General features: G+C 69.4%; 18 protein-coding genes. 8 read left to right on the top strand and 10 right to left on the bottom strand.

Translation table 11 applies throughout. The features are described from left to right. The first annotated feature begins 167 nt into the window (after nt 1-167). Both EZ313_RS06200 and EZ313_RS06205 read left to right on the top strand, forming a co-directional pair. On the top strand, nt 168-497 hold the full coding sequence (locus EZ313_RS06200) for a hypothetical protein (protein WP_135262320.1): 330 nt from the start codon (nt 168-170) through the stop codon (nt 495-497). 92 nt (nt 498-589) lie between these two features. After that, a complete protein-coding gene (locus EZ313_RS06205) occupies nt 590-2,029 on the top strand; it encodes an NAD-dependent succinate-semialdehyde dehydrogenase (protein ID WP_135262321.1) in 1,440 nt (479 codons plus the stop codon). A gap of 135 nt (nt 2,030-2,164) precedes the next feature. On the opposite strand, the gene EZ313_RS06210 is transcribed toward EZ313_RS06205, so the two are convergent. The 4 genes from EZ313_RS06210 to EZ313_RS06225 form a co-directional block, all read right to left on the bottom strand. After that, nucleotides 2,165-2,965: an SDR family NAD(P)-dependent oxidoreductase gene (locus EZ313_RS06210; protein ID WP_135262322.1), complete on the bottom strand. Its 801-nt coding sequence runs from the start codon at nt 2,963-2,965 to the stop codon at nt 2,165-2,167. Further along, nucleotides 2,962-3,600, bottom strand: coding sequence for a 2-dehydro-3-deoxy-6-phosphogalactonate aldolase (locus tag EZ313_RS06215; RefSeq protein WP_135262323.1), 639 nt, complete (start codon nt 3,598-3,600; stop codon nt 2,962-2,964). The genes EZ313_RS06210 and EZ313_RS06215 overlap by 4 nt, the downstream gene beginning before the upstream one ends. After that, a complete protein-coding gene (locus EZ313_RS06220) occupies nt 3,597-4,502 on the bottom strand; it encodes a 2-dehydro-3-deoxygalactonokinase (RefSeq protein ID WP_135262324.1) in 906 nt (301 codons plus the stop codon). The genes EZ313_RS06215 and EZ313_RS06220 overlap by 4 nt, the downstream gene beginning before the upstream one ends. Nucleotides 4,503-4,645: 143 nt before the next feature. Next, a complete protein-coding gene (locus tag EZ313_RS06225) occupies nt 4,646-6,385 on the bottom strand; it encodes an IlvD/Edd family dehydratase (protein ID WP_135262325.1) in 1,740 nt (579 codons plus the stop codon). Between the two features lie 85 nt (nt 6,386-6,470). On the opposite strand from EZ313_RS06225, the gene EZ313_RS06230 reads away from it, so the two are divergent. Genes EZ313_RS06230 through EZ313_RS06240 form a run of 3 tightly spaced genes read left to right on the top strand, consistent with a single transcriptional unit; the run spans nt 6,471 to nt 8,584 of the window. After that, nucleotides 6,471-7,436, top strand: a complete 966-nt coding sequence (locus EZ313_RS06230; RefSeq protein WP_135262326.1) for a 2-hydroxyacid dehydrogenase — start codon at nt 6,471-6,473, stop codon at nt 7,434-7,436. Continuing rightward, a complete protein-coding gene (locus EZ313_RS06235) occupies nt 7,427-7,825 on the top strand; it encodes a cupin domain-containing protein (RefSeq protein ID WP_240788541.1) in 399 nt (132 codons plus the stop codon). Before EZ313_RS06230 ends, EZ313_RS06235 begins: the two co-directional genes overlap by 10 nt. 6 nt (nt 7,826-7,831) lie before the next feature. Further along, on the top strand, nt 7,832-8,584 hold the full coding sequence (locus EZ313_RS06240; protein WP_135262327.1) for a FadR/GntR family transcriptional regulator: 753 nt from the start codon (nt 7,832-7,834) through the stop codon (nt 8,582-8,584). Nucleotides 8,585-8,603: 19 nt separating this feature from the next. Here the strand turns inward: EZ313_RS06240 and EZ313_RS06245 are convergent, their stop codons facing one another. The 3 genes from EZ313_RS06245 to EZ313_RS06255 are packed head-to-tail and all read right to left on the bottom strand — an operon-like array spanning nt 8,604 to nt 10,939. Then, nucleotides 8,604-8,930, bottom strand: coding sequence for a DUF5615 family PIN-like protein (locus EZ313_RS06245; protein ID WP_135262328.1), 327 nt, complete (start codon nt 8,928-8,930; stop codon nt 8,604-8,606). After that, a complete protein-coding gene (locus EZ313_RS06250) occupies nt 8,914-9,132 on the bottom strand; it encodes a DUF433 domain-containing protein (RefSeq protein WP_135262329.1) in 219 nt (72 codons plus the stop codon). The genes EZ313_RS06245 and EZ313_RS06250 overlap by 17 nt, the downstream gene beginning before the upstream one ends. Nucleotides 9,133-9,166: 34 nt before the next feature. Continuing rightward, nucleotides 9,167-10,939: a DEAD/DEAH box helicase gene (locus tag EZ313_RS06255; protein ID WP_135262330.1), complete on the bottom strand. Its 1,773-nt coding sequence runs from the start codon at nt 10,937-10,939 to the stop codon at nt 9,167-9,169. Between the two features lie 274 nt (nt 10,940-11,213). On the opposite strand from EZ313_RS06255, the gene EZ313_RS06260 reads away from it, so the two are divergent. From EZ313_RS06260 to EZ313_RS06270, 3 genes are all read left to right on the top strand, one after another. Further along, nucleotides 11,214-13,412, top strand: a complete 2,199-nt coding sequence (locus EZ313_RS06260) for a DUF1631 family protein (protein WP_167772535.1) — start codon at nt 11,214-11,216, stop codon at nt 13,410-13,412. A 116-nt stretch (nt 13,413-13,528) separates the two neighbouring features. Next, entirely contained in the window at nt 13,529-15,196 is a 1,668-nt protein-coding gene (ettA, locus tag EZ313_RS06265; protein WP_135262332.1) for an energy-dependent translational throttle protein EttA, read from the top strand. 42 nt (nt 15,197-15,238) lie between these two features. After that, complete coding sequence (locus EZ313_RS06270; protein WP_135262333.1) at nt 15,239-16,096, top strand: hypothetical protein; 858 nt, start codon at nt 15,239-15,241, stop codon at nt 16,094-16,096. 78 nt (nt 16,097-16,174) lie between these two features. Here the strand turns inward: EZ313_RS06270 and EZ313_RS06275 are convergent, their stop codons facing one another. The 3 genes from EZ313_RS06275 to EZ313_RS06285 are packed head-to-tail and all read right to left on the bottom strand — an operon-like array spanning nt 16,175 to nt 19,373. Further along, the gene (locus tag EZ313_RS06275; RefSeq protein WP_135262334.1) at nt 16,175-17,017 is read right to left on the bottom strand and encodes an alpha/beta hydrolase; all 843 of its coding nucleotides are present in this window, start codon (nt 17,015-17,017) and stop codon (nt 16,175-16,177) included. Continuing rightward, complete coding sequence (locus EZ313_RS06280) at nt 17,014-18,369, bottom strand: TAXI family TRAP transporter solute-binding subunit (protein WP_135262335.1); 1,356 nt, start codon at nt 18,367-18,369, stop codon at nt 17,014-17,016. The genes EZ313_RS06275 and EZ313_RS06280 overlap by 4 nt, the downstream gene beginning before the upstream one ends. Beyond that, nucleotides 18,366-19,373: a P1 family peptidase gene (locus tag EZ313_RS06285; protein ID WP_135262336.1), complete on the bottom strand. Its 1,008-nt coding sequence runs from the start codon at nt 19,371-19,373 to the stop codon at nt 18,366-18,368. Before EZ313_RS06285 ends, EZ313_RS06280 begins: the two co-directional genes overlap by 4 nt. Between the last annotated feature and the right edge of the window lie 181 nt (nt 19,374-19,554).

Here is a 19,554-nt window from a genome sequence, read left to right on the forward strand (position 1 = left end):
TTATAGCGGTGCCCTGCGTGCCTGTGGGGTCTTGCGGGCTCGGCTGAGTTTGGTTTTTCGCAAGCACTCGCAGCCGGATGCCGAGTTCTGCACGCAATCACGGAAACTGTCGTGCAACTTCTCGCGCTGAGCCACGACGCTTGAGCCTCATCTCTATAAAGCGCGTCATGGCCCTCACATCACAATCGATCGCCGGCACCGTCCGCCGCAAGGCGCGGCGGGCGCAGGAAAACGTCAAGGCGGCCGAGGGTGAACTCATCGCCGCCAACGAAGAACTGAAGGAAGCGATGCCGCGCCGCGACGTCGAGGCGATCGCGCATGCGGCCGAGCGCACGCTGGTCGCCGAAGAGGAGGTGCGCCAGGCCGCGCACGAACTCGAGGTGGTCGACGAACTGCTGGACGACGGATCCGCCGGGCCGCCGGCGCCGAGCGGGACCGAGGGCGCCAGCGGCGAGGGCGTGCGCAGCCTGCTTCCGAGGCTCAGGCGCCGCCGCTGATCGCAGCCCGGCCCGGGGGCGGCCGGGGAAAGACCGGGATTTGCGATTGCCCGACAATCGCTCCTTTCCCTTTCTTGCACCAGCAGCAGCCCATGACCTACCCGAACACCCAGCTCTTCATCGATGGCCAGTGGCAGGACGCCGCGGACGGCCGCACCCTGGCGGTCTTCAATCCCGCCACCGGCCAGGAAATCGGCCGCGTCGCCCACGCTTCGAAGGCCGACCTCGACAAGGCCCTGGCCGCTGCGCAGAAAGGCTTCGAAACCTGGCGCGACATGACGGCCGCGGATCGCAGCAAGGTGATGCGCAAGGCTGCGGGCCTGATGCGCGAGCGCGCCGAAGCCATCGGCCGCCTGCTCACGCAGGAACAGGGCAAGCCGCTGGTGGAAGCCAAGGGCGAGGCCCTGGCGGCCGCCGACATCATCGAGTGGTTCGCCGAAGAGGGCTTCCGCGTCTACGGCCGCATCGTGCCTTCGCGCTGGAACCTGTCGGTGCGCCAGATGGTGATCAAGGACCCCGTCGGGCCCGTCGCCGCGTTCACGCCCTGGAACTTCCCGATCAACCAGGTGGTGCGCAAGGTCGGCGCCGCGCTCGCCGCGGGCTGCTCGATGCTGGTGAAGGCGCCGGAAGAGACGCCTGCCGGCCCGGCCGAACTCATTCGGGCCTTCCAGGACGCGGGCCTGCCACCCGGCGTGCTCGGTCTGGTCTATGGCAATCCCGCCGAGATCTCCAGCTACCTGATCCCGCATCCGGTGATCCGCAAGATCACCTTCACCGGCTCCACGCCGGTCGGCAAGCAACTGGCCGCCATGGCGGGCCAGCACATGAAGCGCGTGACGATGGAGCTGGGCGGCCACGCCCCGGTGATCGTGTGCGAGGACGCGGACATCGCGCTGGCCGTCAAGTCGGCCGGCGCCGCGAAGTTCCGCAACGCGGGCCAGGTCTGCATCTCGCCGACGCGATTCCTGGTGCACGAGAGCATCCGCAATGAATTCGCGGCGGCGCTGACGAAGCACGCGCAGGGGCTGAAGGTCGGCGACGGCCTGGCCGAGGGCACGCAGATGGGGCCGCTGGCCAATCCGCGCCGCCTGACCGCGATGGCGGAATTCACGAAGGACGCGGTGGAGAAGGGCGCCAAGGTTCTGGCCGGCGGCGAGCGCATCGGCAAGGAAGGCAACTTCTGGCAGCCCACCATCCTTGACGACGTGCCGCTGCAGGCCAAGGTGTTCAACGACGAGCCCTTCGGCCCGATGGCTGCGATGCGCTCCTTCAACAAGCTGGAAGACGCGATCGCCGAATCGAACCGCCTGCCGTACGGCCTGGCGGGCTATGCGTTCACCAAGTCGCTGAAGAACGCCGACCTGCTGTCGCGCAAGGTGGAAGTCGGCATGCTCTGGATCAACATGCCCGCGATGCCTTCGGCGGAAATGCCTTTCGGCGGCGTGAAGGATTCGGGCTACGGGTCCGAAGGTGGGCCGGAGGCGCTGGAGGCTTATCTCAACGCGCGCGCGGTTTCGGTCGCGAACGTCTAAACACTCACTCAAAAAACGCTTCGCGTTTTTTGAGTGGTTATGGTCAGTCGACGATGGACCGGCGAAGCCGGATCCATCGTCGAAGGGTGTCCGCGCTGCATGCTATTCCGCGCGGACGCAGCCCCTGCGGGGAGATCAGACGGGCACGGTGTAGTTCAACGTCATCCGGCCGCCGTCGACCACGACGATCTCACCGGTGACGTAGCTCGAAGCATCGCTCGCCAACCAGGCCACCGCATCCGCCACTTCCGACGGCTCCCCCAGCCGCTTCATCGGCGTGCGGCTCATGATGCGCTGCTTCGCTTCTTCACTGGTGAGCACCGCCTTCGCAGCCAGTTCCGTCGCGATCGTGCCCGGCGCGACGGCGTTGACGCGGATGCCCTTGTCGGCCAGCGACAGCGCCATCACGCGCGTGAGCTGGTTGATGCCGCCCTTGCTCACGTTGTAGCTGGCGATGGTGGGGATGGTGAGCACGGCGTTGACCGAGCTCATGTTGACGATCGCGCCTTTGCCCGCCTTGGCCATCTCGCGCGCCACGGCCTGGCCTGCGAGGAACGAGCCCTTGAGGTTGACGCGCAGCACGGCGTCGAAATCCGCTTCGCTGAGCTCCAGGAAGTCCGATGCCTTGAAGATGCCGGCGTTGTTCACCAGCACGTCGATGCGGCCGTACTTGCGCACCGTCTGCGCGACCAGCGCGTCGACCTGGGCCTTGTCACCGACATCGCAGGGGACAAAGAGGCAGCCGAGTTCATTCGCCAGTGCCTGGCCGCGCGCGGCATCGATGTCCGCGATGACGGGCACCGCGCCGTCGCGCGCGAAGCGCCGCGCGCAGGCTTCGCCGATGCCCTGCGAAGCGCCGGTGACGATGCAGATGCGGCCCTGCAGGCCGAAGCGGATGTCGGAAGAAGCGGATGCGGACGAAGCGGGCGCGGTCATGCGCGAATCGTACCCGCCCATGCATCTGCAAAAGCGCGCGCGCTGGCAGCCACTTCATGCGGCGGCCGGCCGGGCTTGTACAGCGCCGAGCCGATGCCCAGCCCGTCCGCGCCCGCGGCGCGGTAAGTCGATGCGTTGCCGGGGGTGATGCCGCCCACGGGCAGCAGCAGCGTGCCCGGCGGCAGCACGGCGCGCAGTGCCGTCACCGCGGCCGGCGAGATCATTTCGCCGGGGAAGAGCTTCAGGCCGGTGGCGCCTGCGTCGAGGGCAGCGAAGGCTTCCGTGGGCGTGGCCACGCCGGGGAGGCAGGCCATTTCCAGCTCGCGCGCTTCCTGCACGACGGCCGCGCTGAAGTTGGGCGCGACGACCAGGCGCCCGCCAGCCGCCTGCACCGGGCCGACCTCGACTCGGCGCAGCACCGTTCCCGCGCCGATCACGGCCTGCGGAAATGCACGGGCCAGGGCGGAGATGCTTTTGAGCGGCTCGGGGGAATTGAGCGGCACCTCGATGAGGCGAAAGCCGGCGTCGACCAGGGCCTGGCCGACGGGCAGGGCTTCGGCGGGCGTGATGCCGCGCAGGATGGCCACCAGCGGCAGCGCGGCCATCGCGTTCTCAAATGCGTTGTCATGCGTCATGCGGGTTCCAGCTTTTGCGCAAGCGACCACAGCCCGCGCCACGTGGCCTCGTCACCGAGCGAGGAGGAGTGCAGTCCCAAGGTGCGCAGCGCCAGCTCGTAGCGCTGCGTGAGCGCCGGCGCGCCGACCAGCACCAGCTCGGCGCCGCTGTTCTCGAGATGCTGCGCGCGCAGTTCCTCGCCGATCACCAGCCCGGACAGGTAGCTGGGCAGCGCGGCGGGCGCGAGTTGGTCGAAGAGCGATGCGGTTCGCGCCGCGAATGCCCCGTGCAGCAAACTGCCTGCTTGCCGCGCATGCATCACGCCGCGCAGGAAGGCCGACTCGTCCAGTGCGCCGTCGTCCTGGGGCAGCGTGCGGGCGAGGATGGAGTGGCGCCGCAGCAGCCCGTAGACCTCGCCGGTCATGAAGGTGGAGAAGGCCTCGATGCGGCCCTGCCGCACGCGCACCCACTTGCTGTGCGTGCCCGGCAGCACGAAGGTGCCGCTGTCGCGCGAGAGGAGTTCGAGCGCGCCGAAGACCTGCACCTCCTCGCCGCGCATCACGTCGTACATGCCGCAGTGGTTCGTGCACAGCCCGGGCGCGATGCCCAGGCGCGCGCCCGAAGGCGCGTCCGGCAACCAGGCGATGCGGCCGGCGAGTTCGCCAGGGCCGGCGGGGCAGGGGCAGTAGGGCGCTTCCTGCCAGCCTTGGCGGCTGCCGACCATGCCGCTGGCGAGACAGAGCATTCCGGATTCGACGGGCCAGCCCTGCACGATGCGCTGGAAGGCGGCGGGGAAGCCGCCGGCGGGCACGTGGAGGATGCCCTCGTCGCTGTGCCATTGCTCGAGCACGGCGCCGCCAGAGTCGAGTAGTGCGGCGCGAAGGGAGGAGGTGCCCCAGTCGAGGGCAATGAAGGTTTTCACTCCCTCTCCCTCTGTGAGAGGGTTGGGGTGAGGGCACGCGCGGTGCCGCACCGAACGCTGTGCTTGCTCAAGTGCCGCGCGTGCCCCTCACCCCAGCCCTCTCCCCCGAGGGGAGAGGGAGCAATGCAGCGCCCCGCCAACATTCAGTGGTTGTCCCGAGGCACGAACGCCCCGCGCTTGCCCTGCAGGAAATCCAGGTCCGCGCCTTCGTCCGCCTGCAGCACGTGGTCGACGTACAGCTTCCAGTAGCCGGACGAGAGCGGCGGGGCCGGCTGCGTCCACGCCTTCAGCCGCGCCTGCAGCTCCTCGTCGGAGATGTGCAGGTGGATGCGGCGGTTGGGCACGTCGAGCTCGATGATGTCGCCGTTGCGCACCACCGCCAGCGGGCCGCCTGCCGCCGCTTCCGGCGCGGTGTGCAGCACCACCGTGCCGTAGGCCGTGCCGCTCATGCGCGCGTCGCTGATGCGGACCATGTCGGTGATGCCCTTGCGCAGCACCTTGGGCGGCAGCGGCATGTTGCCCACCTCGGCCATGCCGGGGTAGCCCTTGGGGCCGCAGTTCTTCAGCACCATGACGCAGTTCTCGTCGACGTCGAGGTTCTCGTCGTCGATGCGCTTGTGGAAGTCCTCGATGTTCTCGAACACCACGGCCCGGCCCTTGTGCACCATCAGCTTGGGCGTGGCCGCGCTCGGCTTGATGACGGCCCCCCGCGGCGCGAGGTTGCCGCGCAGCACGGCGATTCCGGCCTTGTCCTTGAAGGGCTTTTCCAGCGGCTGGATCACCTCGGCGTTGAAGTTCTGCGCGGTCTCGATGTTCTGGCCGACGGTGGCGCCGTTGGCCGTGATGGAGTCCAGGTGCAGGTGCGAGCGGATCTCCTTCATCACCGCCGGCAGGCCGCCGGCGTAGCAGAAGTCCTCCATCAGGAACTTGCCCGAGGGCTGCAGGTTGACCAGGCACGGCATCTGGCTGCCCAGCCGGTCGAAGTCCTCCACCGAGAGCTCCACGCCGATGCGGCGGGCGATGGCGATCAGGTGGATCACGGCATTCGTGGAGCCGCCGATCGCCGCCAGCGTCTTGATGGCGTTCTCGAACGCGTGGCGGGTGAGGATCTTCGAGAGCTTCAGGTCCTCGTGCACCATGTCCACGATGCGCCGGCCGGCGTTGCGCGCGATCACGTTGCGGCGGCCGTCGACGGCCGGATAGGCGGCATTGCCCGGCAAGCCCACGCCCAGCGCTTCCACCATGCTGGCCATGGTGGAAGCCGTTCCCATCGTCATGCAGTGGCCGTGGCTGCGGTGCATGCAGGACTCGGCCTCGAAGAAGTCCTGCAGCTTGAGCGTGCCGGCGCGAACCTGCTCGCTCATGCTCCACACGCCGGTGCCGGAACCGAGTTCCTGTCCGCGCCACTTGCCCGAGAGCATCGGCCCGCCGGAGACGCCGATGGTGGGCAGGTCCACCGACGAAGCGCCCATGATCAGCGAAGGGGTGGTCTTGTCGCATCCCATGAGCAGCACCACGCCGTCGACCGGATTGCCGCGGATGGATTCCTCCACGTCCATGCTGGCCAGGTTCCGGTAGAGCATCGCCGTCGGACGCAGCAGCGTTTCGCCCAGCGACATCACGGGGAACTCGAGCGGGAAGCCGCCGGCTTCGTACACGCCGATCTTGACCTGCTCGGCCAGCGTGCGGAAATGCGAGTTGCAGGGCGTGAGCTCGCTGAAGGTGTTGCAGATGCCGATGACGGGCCGGCCGTCGAACTGGTCGTGCGGCACGCCGCGGCCCTTGACCCAGCTGCGGTACGCGAAACCGTCGCGGTCCATGCGGCCGAACCATTGCTGGCTGCGGAGTTCTTCGGGCTTTTTGCGGGGTTTGCGATCAGTCATGTAGGGGTTCGTCCGGGGTTCTTGCATTCATATTATGGTCATACGATTGCGGCCGCTTTTTCCGGGGAAACCCCGGTCGGAAAACATGAGCACCGCATCCTCGACAACCAGGCCCGCCGTGCTGGCGGTGATGAAGCTGCCGTCTTTCTACCTCGAAAGGCTCCGGCAGTCTTTCGAGTTGCTGGACCGTACCCACCAGACCGACCCGCAAGCCTTCGCCCAGGCCGCGCCGCGCATCCGGGCGGTCACGGGCGGCGGCGAGTCGCTGGTCGACCGTGCCCTCATGGCGCAGCTGCCCGCGCTGGAGATCGTCTCCATCATGGGCGTCGGCTACGACAAGGTGGACGTGCCCGCGGCGCTGGAGCGGCGCATCCCGGTCACGCACACGCCCGACGTGCTCAACGACGAGGTGGCCGACACCGCCATCGGCCTGATGCTCTCGGTGGCGAAGAAGCTGCCGCAGGCCGACCGTTACGTGCGACAGGGCCTCTGGGAAACGCAGGGCGCGATGCCGCTCACCCGCAAGATGTCCGGCGCGCGGCTCGGCATCGTGGGCCTGGGCCGCATCGGCCAGGCGATCGCCAAGCGCGCGGAGGCCTTCGGCATGTCGATCGCGTACACCAGCCGCAACCGCAAGGAGGTGAAGTACGCGTACTTCCCGTCGGCTGCGGAACTGGCGTCGCAAGTGGATTTCCTGGTGGTCATCACGCCGGGAGGCGCCGCCACGCGCCACCTGATCGATGCGAGCGTGCTGCGCGCGCTGGGTCCGCAGGGCTACCTGGTCAACGTCGCGCGCGGCTCGGTCGTCGATGAAGCGGCGCTGGTCGAGGCGCTGCAGCAGGGCGTGATCGCCGGCGCCGCGCTCGATGTCTTCGAGAACGAGCCGCACGTGCCGCCTGCGCTGCGCGAGCTGGACAACGTGGTGCTCGCGCCGCACATCGCCAGTGCCACGGTGCAGACGCGTGGTGCGATGGCGTCGCTGGCCTTCGACAACCTCGCAGCGCATTTCGCCGGCAAGCCGTTGCTGACGCCGGTGCCGGAATGCCGCTGACCGCCCCCATGCAGTTCACCAAGGTCGTCCTCTTCACCGATACCGACGGGCGAGCGCGCTTCCGCGAGGAAGCCGTGCCGCTCGATGAGGGCAAGCCGCAGGCGATGCTCTCCGCGCTGATGCCCAGCGGCGGCTACCAGCTGCGGCACAGCCCCGTGGGCTTTCGCAGCGAGTTCCATTGCTCTCCGCACACGCAGTGGGTGTTCATCCTCGGCGGCGCGATGGAGATCGGCCTCCAGGACGGCACCTCGCGCGTGTTCCGCCCGGGCGAGCACTTCTACTCGGCCGACCTGCTGCCCGAGGGCGCCACGTTCGATCCCGCGGTGCACGGGCACCGAAGCGCCCAGGTCGGCAGCGATCCGCTGGTGACGCTGTTCCTGCGCGGCTGAACCGCCGTGGCGCAGATCAAGAACGTCCACGGCAACACGCTGGATCGCCTGGGCGTCGCGATCATGTCGGGCCGATATGCCCCCGGCGCGGCCATGCCGCCCGAGCCCCTGCTCGGCGAGGAGCTGGGCGTCAGCCGCACGGTGGTGCGTGAGGCCGTCAAGTCGCTGGTGGCCAAGGGCCTGGTGAGCACCGGTCCCAAGGTCGGCACGCGCGTGCTGCCGGCCGAGCAGTGGAACTGGTTCGATCCCGACGTCGTGGCCTGGCAATCGACGGTGGGCCTCACACGCGAGTTCCTGCGCGACCTGCAGGAGTTGCGCCGGGTCGTCGAGCCCGCCGCGGTCCGCATGGCCGCCGAGCGCGCCACGCCCGAGGACATCGCCGAGATCGAAGCCGCGTACCAAGGGATGCGACGCGCGGTGGAGGAGGGCGGCGACTACGTCACGCACGACCTGCTGTTCCACCAGGGCCTGCTGCGCGCCTGCCACAACCGCATGCTTCAGCAGATGAGCAAGGCGCTCGCCGCGCTGCTGCGCACCAGCTTCGAGGTCTCCACCAGTCGCAAGAACGGGGCGCGCCTGTCGTTGCCGCTGCATCGCGCGGTGCTCGATGCCGTGATCGCGCGCAATGCGGGCAAGGCCGAGAAGGCCGTCCTGGTGCTGATCGACGCGGCGGGGGAAGACATCGAGCAGGTGCTGGCCTCGCGCCGCCGCCTGCCCAAGCTGGACGCGCCGGCGCGGCTGCTGCGGGTGGGTGCGTGAGCCGCCCGGCTGCTGCGAGTCAGCCTTCGGCCCGCACGACCACGTAGCTGCGCATCGGGAGGGCGGTAAGCACCGCTTCGAGCGCGGGCACGAGATGCAGGAGCGCAGAAAGAGCATTGGACGGCGAGTCCAGCACCACCACGGCGACCGGCAGGTTGCGCGCGCTCTGCTGGTAAGGCAGGTTCTTGTCGACGGTGATCAGCGCGTCGAACTGAGCGGCTGCGAGGGCAAGCAGGGCCCCGTTCTTGACGCCCGCCCAGCCCTGCTCGGGGACAGTGGAGACTTCATGCGCCGGCAGCGCATTGCGCAGGCGCGCAGGGACGCACTCGTCAAGCAGCAGGCGCATCGGCGCCCAGCCGCACGCGCGCGGCCTCGAGAACGGCCACTGCCTGATGCCGGGTTACCGTGGGGAAGTCATGGAGGAAGTCCTCGAGTGAAGAGGACGCTTCGAGGTAGTCGAAGAGGTTCTTCACCGGCACGCGCGTGCCCGCGAAGCAAAGCGCGCCGCTGAGGACTTCGGGATCTCTCTGGACGAGCGTGGGTTCCATGGCCGGGTCAGTGTACCTGCCCGGCCCGTTGGCGTCAGCCGTAGCGCCGGTTCTGGTTCCCGCGCGCTCCGTAGCCGCCACCACCGCCGCCACCGCCACCCCCGCGGTTGCGATTGCGGTTACCGCCACCGCCATTGCCGCGATTGGACGCACCCATGCTGTCGATGCTGGTGCGGGTGGGGTCGGGCTGGCCGTTGTTGGACGTGCGGCGAACGCCCGTCATGTCACGGCGCGTGGGCAGGCTGGTGCGCAGCGGGTCGACGTTGCGCGGCACGCGCTCTTCGCCGTCCTCGCGATCGTCGCGGTCGGCGTCCAGGGCACGATCGGGGCGCGCCTGGTGCTGCGGCGGGCGCTGGCCGCCGGTCTGTCCATTGAAGCCGTTGTGGCCGTTGTGACCGTTGACAGGAGGACGGCCGCCGTTCACCGGCTTCGCACGCTGCTGCCCGTTGCCGGCGCCATTGCCGGAACCGTTGCGCGGAGCGCGCGCCTCGCCGTCGGCGGGCTTGCGCGGGCCGTTGCCGGCCTTGTTCTCGCGGATGCGCTGCATCATTTCCTGGCGAGCCGCCTTCGCGGCAGCGTTCATCACTTCGCGGCTCGGAGGCCGGCCCGCGCCGCCCCACAGGGTCTGGCGGCCCATGGCGATGGGCTCGGCCTTCTCGCCGGATTCCGGGCCGAAGCCTTCCACCGGATGCACCGCGATCTCCGCCTTGGTGAAGCGCTCGATCTCCTGCATGAAGCCTTCTTCGTCCAGGCAGACCAGACTCACCGCCTGGCCCTCGCGGCCCGCCCGGCCGGTGCGGCCGATGCGGTGGACGTAGTCCTCGGGCACGTTCGGGATCTCGAAGTTCACCACGTGCGGCAGGTCGTCGATGTCGATGCCGCGCGCGGCAATGTCGGTGGCCACCAGCGCGCGGATCTCGCCGCTCTTGAAGCCGGCCAGCGCCTGGGTGCGTGCGCCCTGGCTCTTGTTGCCGTGCAGCGCCATCGCGGTGATGCCCTGCTTGGCCAGGAACTCGGCCACGTGGTTGGCGCCGAATTTGGTGCGGGTGAACACCAGCACCTGGCTCCAGTCGTGCTCCTGGATGATGTGCGCGAGCAGCTGCTTCTTCTTCGCACGGCTGACCGGATGGACGACCTGGGTGATGCGCTGCACCGTGGTGTTGCGCGGTGTGACCTGGATGCTACGGGGCTCTCGTAACAAAGAGTTTGCGAGGTCACGAATTTCGTCGCTGAAGGTCGCCGAGAACAGCAGGCTCTGCTTCTCGCGCGGCAGCAGGTTCAGCACCTTCTTGACGTCCGGCAGGAAGCCCATGTCCAGCATCCGGTCGGCTTCGTCGAGCACGAGCATCTCCACGGTCGACAGGTCCATGAAGCCCTGCTGCTGCAAGTCCAGCAGCCGGCCGGGCGTGGCGACGAGGATGTCGACGCCGCGCTTCATGCGGTCGACCTGCGGGTTCATGCCCACGCCGCCGAAGATCACGGTGGAGGTCAGCGGCAGGTACTTGCCGTAGGTGCGCACGGACTCTTCCACCTGCGCCGCCAGTTCACGCGTGGGCGTGAGCACGAGGGCGGCGATGCCGTCGACGCCGAACTTGTTCGTCTTGCTCCGCCCATTGGTGAGCTTGTGCAGCATCGGCAGGGTGAAGGCGGCGGTCTTGCCGGTGCCGGTCTGGGCGCCGCCGAGGAGGTCGTGGCCTTCGAGCACGGCCGGGATGGCCTGGGCCTGGATGGGGGTGGGCGTGTCGTAGCCCTGCTCGCGCACCGCCTTGAGGATGGCCGGTGCCAGTTTCAGTTCTTCAAATGTCATGAACAAAGGAGCGCCATACCGTGGCGCCGGGTATCGGCCAGTACGGCGCTTTCGGCGCCGAGCAAGTCAAAGGCAGATGGGGTTGGAGGCGGGAGGACGGTCGGCAGCAGGGCCGGCGGCTCCCCAGCGAATCGCTGAGCCCGCTGGAACGACTGCAGTTCCTCGCGGGAGGCCTACATTGTCTCATGCTTCTCATTGCGGAGCTCGTTCCGGCGCCGCGGCAGGGCTCCCGCGCTTCGCAAAGCTGAGCTGCATCGACATAATGAGCCGGACCATGGCGAAGATCCTTTCGATGCGGCTCGGCGTTGCGGACGACCCCACCGCCCTTCAGCCGTCGCTGAACGACTGCCTGTCCACCACGCTCCAGCAGGCCGCCCCGCTGATGGCCGAGGTGGTGGACGGCCTGGTCCGCGGCGCCGCGCCCGTCGGGCCGCAGAGCGTGGCCGCCTTCCAGCAGCCCGAAGTCAAGGAGGCGATCGCGGCCCTCGAGGGCAACGCGAAGGCCGTCGCGGCCACCTTCGCCGAGGAACTCTCGAAGCTGGTCTACGAGGGCGGCGGCAAGGACCAGTCGGCCACCGAAGTGCTCCGCTACGAGGACCTGCAGCTGTTCGGCGACGACGAACTCGACCAGAGCATCGAGGTCGCGCGCGCCCAGCAGGAGGTCTCGCTGACGGTGGACGAGGTGCTGCCGGCGCTGGATTCCGTGGTGAGCACGCTGCTGGGCTGGCGAACGATCCAGCCGGGCCTCAATCCGGTCCGCCCCGACGTCTTCGTTCGCGCCCTGCAGCGCACGCTGGCCAAGCACGTGCCCGGCACCGCCGCACGGGAGGCGTTGATCGCGCCGGCAGGCGGCCTGCTCGGCGCCAAGCTGCGCCGCCTGTACCGCGAGCTGTCCGACTGGCTGCTGTCCACGGGCGTCGAGCCGGCCGTGCCGATCGGCGGCAAGCTCCAGCAGGGCGGCGGCGCCAGCGGAGCGCCGGCCGCGGGCGCCATGGCCAAGACGCTGCTCACGCTGGACCGGCTGCGCAAGCTCCTGGCCGGCGATTTCGACGCGCCCGCGGGCAAGCCCGAGTTCCTGCACACGGTGCCGGCCTCCATGGCCTTGCTGCAGGAGCTCAAGCAGGTCGACGCGCTGGTCAAACGGCTGGAGCAGCGGCCGAAGGCGCCGCCTGCCCCCGCGCCCGATCCCGCAGAGAAGGCCACGATCGCACATGAATCGCCGCCGCCCCGCATCGGCCACCAGCTCGGCGACGAGGTGCTGCGGCTGATGTTCGACACGCTGGCGCAGGACGACCGCCTGCTGCCCGCATACAAGGCGGAGCTGCGCAAGCTGCAGCCCGCGGTGCAGCGCCTCGCGCAGCAGGATTCGCGCTTCTTCAGCGATCGCACCCATCCGGCCCGCCAGTTCCTGGATCGCGTGACGCAGCGCAGCCTGGCCTTCAAGAGCGAGAGCGAGGAGGGCTGGCGGCGCTTTCTCGAGTCGGTGCAGTACGCGTCGCGCTGGCTCACCGAAAGCAAGGTGCTGGAAGCCGACACCTTCGGCGAGATGCTCGAGCACCTGCAAAAAGGGTGGACGGACCACGACCAGTCGGTGCGCCATCGGCGCGAGGATGCCGCGCGCGCCCTGCTGCATGCCGAGCAGCGCAACCTGCTCGCGCAGAAGCTCGCCGCCGATTTCGACAACGCGACGGCGGGGCTGGACGTGCCGCCTTTCGTGGTCGACTTCCTCAAGGGATCCTGGGCGCAGGTGGTGGCCGAGGCGCAGCTCAGCTGCACCGACGGCTCGGACGACCCCTTCGGCTACCGCGCGATGGTGGACGACCTGGTCTGGAGCGTGCAGAAGTCCACCTCGCAGCGTCGCCGAGCGCGCCGCTTGGCGCAGATGGTCCCCGCGCTCGTGGCCAAGGTGAAGGAAGGCCTGGAGCGCATCGACTACCCGCCCGAGCTGGCGCAGCGCTTCCTCGACAACCTGATGGCCCTGCACGCCGCGGCGCTCCATGACGCGCAGGAAGAGGACCGCAAGCGCGCCGAGGCCATCGAGTCGGCGCAGCCTTCGCAGCCCTCGGAGGAGGCCGGCGAGCCCTGGCTGGCGGAGAGCGAAGTGCAGGAATCCGGCTGGGTCGACCACGAATCGGTGCTGCCGCAGGACTTCGTCTTCTCCGAAATGCCGGCAACCGCCCCGGCGGCCGAGCCCGTGGCGGCCGGTGCGGGCGAACTGCGCACCGGCACCTGGGCCGACCTGATGGTGGAAGGGCAGTGGACCCGCGTGCAGCTCACCTGGGCCAGCCCGCACGGCACGCTGTTCATGTTCACCGCGCTGGCCGGCACCGCCCACTCGATGTCGCGGCGCACGCTCGAGCGGCTGCGTTCGTCGGGCACCCTGCGCGTGATCGCCGACCGGCCGGTGGTGGACGATGCGCTGGACCAGGTCGCCAAGGCTGCGCTGAAGAACAGCCTCGGCAAGAAGGACTGATCCTCTTCCGGGCCGGGGCCGCCGCCCTTGGCGCGCGCCCCATCGGCACCCACTCTCCCACGCTGCCCGAGCCGAAGCGGGATAATCGCGGGTTTCGCCCGCAAAAGACACCCGCAATGGCCCAGTACGTCTACACCATGAACCGCGTCGGCAAGATCGTGCCGCCGAAGCGGCAGATTTTGAAGGACATCTCGCTGTCGTTCTTCCCCGGCGCGAAGATCGGCGTGCTCGGCCTCAACGGCTCGGGCAAGTCGACGCTGCTCAGGATCATGGCCGGCATCGACACGGAGATCGAGGGCGAGGCCACCGCGATGCCGGGCCTGAAGATCGGCTACCTGCCCCAGGAGCCGAAGCTCGAGCCGGAGCAGACCGTTCGCGAGGCGGTGGAAGGCGGCATGGGCGAGGTCAACGAGGCCAAGCAGCGGCTGGAGGAGGTCTACGCCGCCTACGCCGAGCCGGACGCCGACTTCGACAAGCTCTCCGAGGAGCAGCACAGGCTCGAAGCCATCATCTCCGCGGCCGGCGCCGAGAGCGACACCGAGCACCTGCTGGAGATCGCGGCCGACGCGCTGCGGCTGCCGCCCTGGGACGCGGTGATCAAGAACCTCTCGGGCGGCGAGAAGCGCCGCGTGGCCCTGTGTCGCCTTCTGCTGTCCAAGCCCGACATGCTGCTGCTGGACGAGCCCACCAACCACCTGGATGCCGAGTCGGTGGAATGGCTGGAGCAGTACCTCTCCCGGTTCCCCGGCACGGTGGTGGGCATCACCCACGACCGTTACTTCCTGGACAACGCCGCCGAGTGGATCCTGGAACTGGACCGCGGCCGCGGCATCCCCTGGAAGGGCAACTACAGCACCTGGCTGGAGCAAAAGGAAGCGCGCCTGGAGGCCGAGCAGAAGGGCGAGGAAGCCCATGCCAAGGCCATGAAGAAGGAACTGGAGTGGGTGCGGCAGAACGCCAAGGGCCGCCAGTCCAAGAGCAAGGCGCGCCTGGCCCGCTTCGAGGAACTGAGCGACATCGACTACCAGAAGCGCAACGAGACCAACGAGATCTTCATCCCGGTGGCCGAGCGCCTGGGCAACGAGGTGATCGAATTCGAGGGCGTCTCCAAGTCGTTCGGCGACCGGCTGCTGATCGACAACCTGAGCTTCAAGGTGCCCGCGGGCGCCATCGTCGGCATCATCGGCCCCAACGGCGCCGGCAAGTCCACGCTGTTCAAGATGATCGCCGGGCGCGAGAAGCCCGATGCGGGCACCGTCAAGATCGGCAAGACCGTCAAGCTGTCCTTCGTCGACCAGAGCCGCGACGCGCTGGCCAACGACAAGACTGTCTGGGAGGACGTCTCCGGCGGCCTGGACATCATCACCGTGGGCAAGTTCCAGATGGCCAGCCGCGCCTACTGCGGCCGCTTCAACTTCAACGGCGGCGACCAGCAGAAGAAGGTGGGCACGCTGTCCGGCGGCGAACGCGGCCGGCTGCACCTGGCCAAGACGCTGATGCAGGGCGCCAACGTGCTGCTGCTGGACGAGCCGTCGAACGATCTGGACGTGGAAACGCTGCGCGCGCTGGAAGACGCGCTGCTGGAGTTCGCGGGCAGCGTGATGGTCATCAGCCACGACCGCTGGTTCCTCGACCGCATCGCCACCCACATCCTGGCCGCCGAGGGCGACAGCCAGTGGGTGTTCTTCGACGGCAACTACCAGGAGTACGAGGCCGACAAGAAGAAGCGCCTGGGCGAGGAAGGTGCCAAGCCCAAGCGCATGCGCTTCAAGGCGCTGAAGTAGGAAGCGCCTGTGGCGTCATCCCCGCGTTCGCGGGGATGACGGTTGCTGCGTCAGCAGTCGGTGCGAGCGCTGCCCGCCGTCGTGGTGGAGCCGCTCGCGCCCATGCCGGTCGAGCCGCTCGTGCTCGGCGAGGCGCTGGCGCTGCTGGTGCTCGGCGAGCTGCTCGAACTGGGCGAGCTGCTGGTGCTGGGCGAGGCGCTGGCGCTGCTGGTGCTGGGCGAGCTGCTCGTGCTTGGCGACGCACTGGCGCTGCTTGTGCTCGGCGAGCTGCTCGAACTGGGCGAGCTGCTGGTGCTGGGCGACGCACTGGCGCTGCTGGTGCTCGGCGAGCTGCTCGAGCTCGGAGAGCTGCTCGAGCTGCTCGAGCTGGGCGACGCGCTCGCGCTGCTCGTACTCGGCGAGCTGCTCGAGCTGGGCGAGCTGCTCGAGCTGGGCGAGCTGCTCGAGCTGGGCGAGCTGCTGCTGCTGCTACCCGACGCGCCCATCGCGGACGTTCCGCTGCTGCCGCTGCTGGAACCGCTACTGCCCGTAGTGCCCGCCTGCGCCGTGTTCACGCAATCCGGACGGCTGGTGCTGCCCGAGCTCGCGCCGAGCGTGCCGGTGCTGCCCGAACCCGTGCTCGAGCCGCTGCTGCCCGTGGAAGCGCCAGCGCCGCCGCTACCGCCCGTGCCCGAGGTGCTGCTGCCGCCCGAGCTGCCGCTGGCCGAGCTGCCTCCGCCCGACGTGCCGGAGCTGCTGGAGCTTTGCGCCACCGCGAGACCTGCTGCCGTGGTGAGGGCAATGGCCGCCGCGAGCGTGCTGAGTTTGCTGGTGATCTTCATGCGAGAGGTCCTTGGTTGCTGGTTGGGAGAGATCGTGTGGCCAGGTGGCCGGGATGGGCGGCTTGCGAACCCCGCTTGATGCAAGGGGGCGCGTTGTCCGCCTTCGAGTTCTGCCCTTGGCGCGGCAATCGCCATGCCCGGCGGCCACAGGCAGGATTTACCGGTGCGGTGGCTCGGCGCTCAGGGCGAGCAGAGCTTCGCGAAGGGCTTCGCGGTAGCGCGGGAAGAGGTGCAGGTCGTTGTGGCCCGCGCCGGGGATCACCAGCAGCTGGGCCGAGGGCAGCACGCGCAGCAGGCGTTCGGAATGGTGAACGCCGATCAGCGAGTCCTCGCCGCCATGGACCAGCAGGACGCGGCCGCGCAGATTCGGCAGGTGCCGCCCCGTGTCCAGCGGATAGCGCAGCAGCCCGCCGGGCACCCAGGGATAGAACTCGGCCGTCAGCTCGCGCAGGCTGGAGTAGGGCGAGACCAGAACCGTCAGGTCGGGCGGCCGGCCCTCGCGCGTGAGCTGCTCGGCCAGGTCGGCCGCGAGGCCCGTGCCGAGCGAGCGGCCGAACAGCACGATGCGCCGCCCGGCGTAGCGCGGCGCCACGTTGTCCCACACGGCGCGCACGTCGTCGCGCAACTGCTGCGGCCCGGCGATGCGGCCGGTGCTCTTGCCGTAGCCGCGGTAGTCGGGCATCACCAGGTCGTAGCCGGCCTGCCGATAGAACGCCGTGTCCGTGAACCAGCCCGCCAGGTTGCCGGCATTGCCGTGCAGGAAGAACACCACGCCCTTGGGATCGGGCAGCCTCAGGTGCAGCACCGAGAGCGATGCGCCGGGGACCTGCACCCGCTCCTCGTGCACGTCCGGCTCCGTCGCCAGCCGGTAATCCTTCGGCAGCGGCTGCGGATGGAACAGCAGCGCCTCCTGCTGCCACCACAGCAGCGCCAGGACGGCTGCGTAGAGCGCGACGGCTGCCATGGTGATCACCAGCAGCGTCGCGCCCAGGCCCTTCATGCCGCCGCCGGAACGGGCGCTCCGAGCCGGCCGCGCACCAGGCCGATGTTGGCGCGCAGCGCATACAGCTCGTCGGCGTACGACAGCGGGACGGCGACCTGGGCGACGCGCCGGTCCATCGCCTCCAGCTCGCGCAGCAGCTCGGGCACGGTGTCCGGGTCCTGCACGGCGCGGTCCTCGATCGAGCGCAGCTGCCCGTACCAGCGGAACACGCGCGAACGGATGCGGAAGGCGTACAACGGCGGCACGATCCGCGACAGCGGCAGCAGCACCGCGATGATGATGCCCAGCGCCAGCCACATCCGCTCGACCAGGTTGGCCAGCCAGAACGGCAGATAGCGCTGCAGGAAGGGCTGGCCGCCCTGGATGGCGCGTTCGGCCTCGCGCGAGATCGGGTACTCGCTGTGCTCGATGGTCGGGAAGGCGCGGGCCCGGTTGAACCAGCCGGCAGTGCCGTGCAGGTTGCGCGCCGCCTGCGAAAACAGCTGCAATAGCGCCGGGTGCGTTTCCTCGCGCGTGATCAACGCGGTCGTCGTGGCGACGAGGCGCACGTCCTGCGGCGGCAGGTCGCGCGCCAGGTCCACGATGCCGCGCGGCAGCACCACGGGGGACAGAAAGCCGAAGCGGCGCGAGTAGGCCTCGCTCTGCGCGAAATCCATCAGCTTCACGCCCGGCGTCTGCAGCAGCATCTGCACCATCAGCGATTCCGGCGCGGACGCGAACACGATGACATCGAGCTGGCCGTCCAGGAAGCCGACCGTCGCCGGCGTCTGTTCCAGCTGCGAGACGGTCATGCTCGCGGCGTCGATGTGGTTCGCCTCGAACAGCTGCCGCATCAGCCGGGGCACGCCGCTGCCCCGCGAGCCGGCGTTCACGCGCAGCCCGGCCAGGTCGGTCAGCGAGCGCAGCGTGCCGTCCCGCGACTTCTTGCGAGCGGCGTCCTCCCGGTAGAAGAGCCAGACCGGCTCGAGGAACAGGCTTCCGAGGGAGATCAGGCCCTGGACGCGTTCGGCCTGCTTGGCTTCGTCACCGGAGCGCGAGGCGGTGCCGCCTTGCACGAAGCCCAGGTCGGCCTTGTTCTCGCGCAGCAGGCGCTCGTTGGAGATCGAGCCGCCGCTTGGCACCAGCACCACCTCGATGCCGTTCTTCGCCAGCTCGGCCTGGTAGCGCTTGCCGAATTCCTCGTAGGCGCTCTGCGCCGGCCCGGTGGCGAGGCGCACGCGCTTTGGGGGCGTCGGGTCGAGCCAGAGGTAGGCCAGCACGAGCAAGCCCACCGCGAGCAACGCGAACGGCCCTGCCGAGGCCAGCAGGTCCCGCATCGACAGCAGCGTGTAGCGGATGGCGCGCGTCATGGCCCGGCGAGGTCCCGCATGGCCGGCACGTGCAGGCCGCCCACGCTGACGCCGGTGGCCGCCCGCACCGCTCGCACGACCGCGATGGCCACGGCTTCCGCCGCCATCGTCGCCAGCAGCACCATTTCCGCCGGCCGGCCGCTGGCGCCGGTGCCCAGCGCGAACAGCGTGTCGCCATCGAGCATGGTGTGGGCCGGCGTGATGCTGCGCGCCAGGCCGTCGTGCGCAGCGGTGGCCAACCGGGAGGCCTGTGCCTTGGTGAGCACGGCGTCGGTGGCGACCACGCCGATGCTGGTGTTGGCCGCCTGCACCAGGCGCAGCGGCGGCTCGCCCGCGAGCAGGGAGCGGCGGGTGTCCATCAGCGTGCGGCCGTCCTCGCGCCGCGCACCGGCGATGACCTTGCCCGTTTCCGGATCGACCACGTCGCCCATCGCGTTGCACGCCACGATCGCACCGACGGTGAAGCCGCCCGCCCGCACGCTGGCCGTGCCGATGCCGCCTTTCACCGCACGCTCCACGCCGTACAGCTTGCCGATGAGCGCGCCGGCGCCCGCGCCGACGCAGCCTTCGGCCGGTGCTTGCGAGGACGCCGCCTCGCAAGCCGCGCGGCCGGCGCCCGAGTCGGGTCGCACGCGCGCGTCACCGAGGTAGAGGTCGAACAGCACGGCGGCGGGCACGATCGGGATGCGGGCCGGCCCAACCTCCAGGCCGATGCCCTGCTCCTCCAGCCACTGCATCGCACCGCCGGCGGCGTCCAGCCCCCAGGCGCTGCCGCCCGAGAGCATCACGGCATGCACGCGCTCAACGAGGTTGGAAGGGGAGAGCAGGTCGGTCTCGCGGGTGCCCGGGGCGGCCCCGCGCACGTCGACGCCGCCGACGGCGCCCTCACGTGCCAGCACGACGGTGCAGCCGGTGGGCCGGCGGGAATCGGTGAAGTGGCCCGCTTCGATGCCGGGGACGTCGGTGATGGCGCCCTGGGGCGCGACTTTCGGGGAGGAGGTCATGAGGCTCGGGAATCGCGACTCATCATAAGCGCGGCCTTTGCGCACGCCCGTTCCCGGAAGCGCTGTCGGCGACGTCCTACCCGGTCAACCCCTGCCGGACGACAGGGCGCCAACGCTGGGCTTCCTAAAGTGGAACGCAGACGCCGGTGTCCGCCGGCCATTTTTTCGATCAGCCCCAACG

This window comes from Ramlibacter henchirensis, assembly GCF_004682015.1.
Classification (GTDB): Bacteria; Pseudomonadota; Gammaproteobacteria; order Burkholderiales; family Burkholderiaceae_C; genus Ramlibacter; species Ramlibacter henchirensis.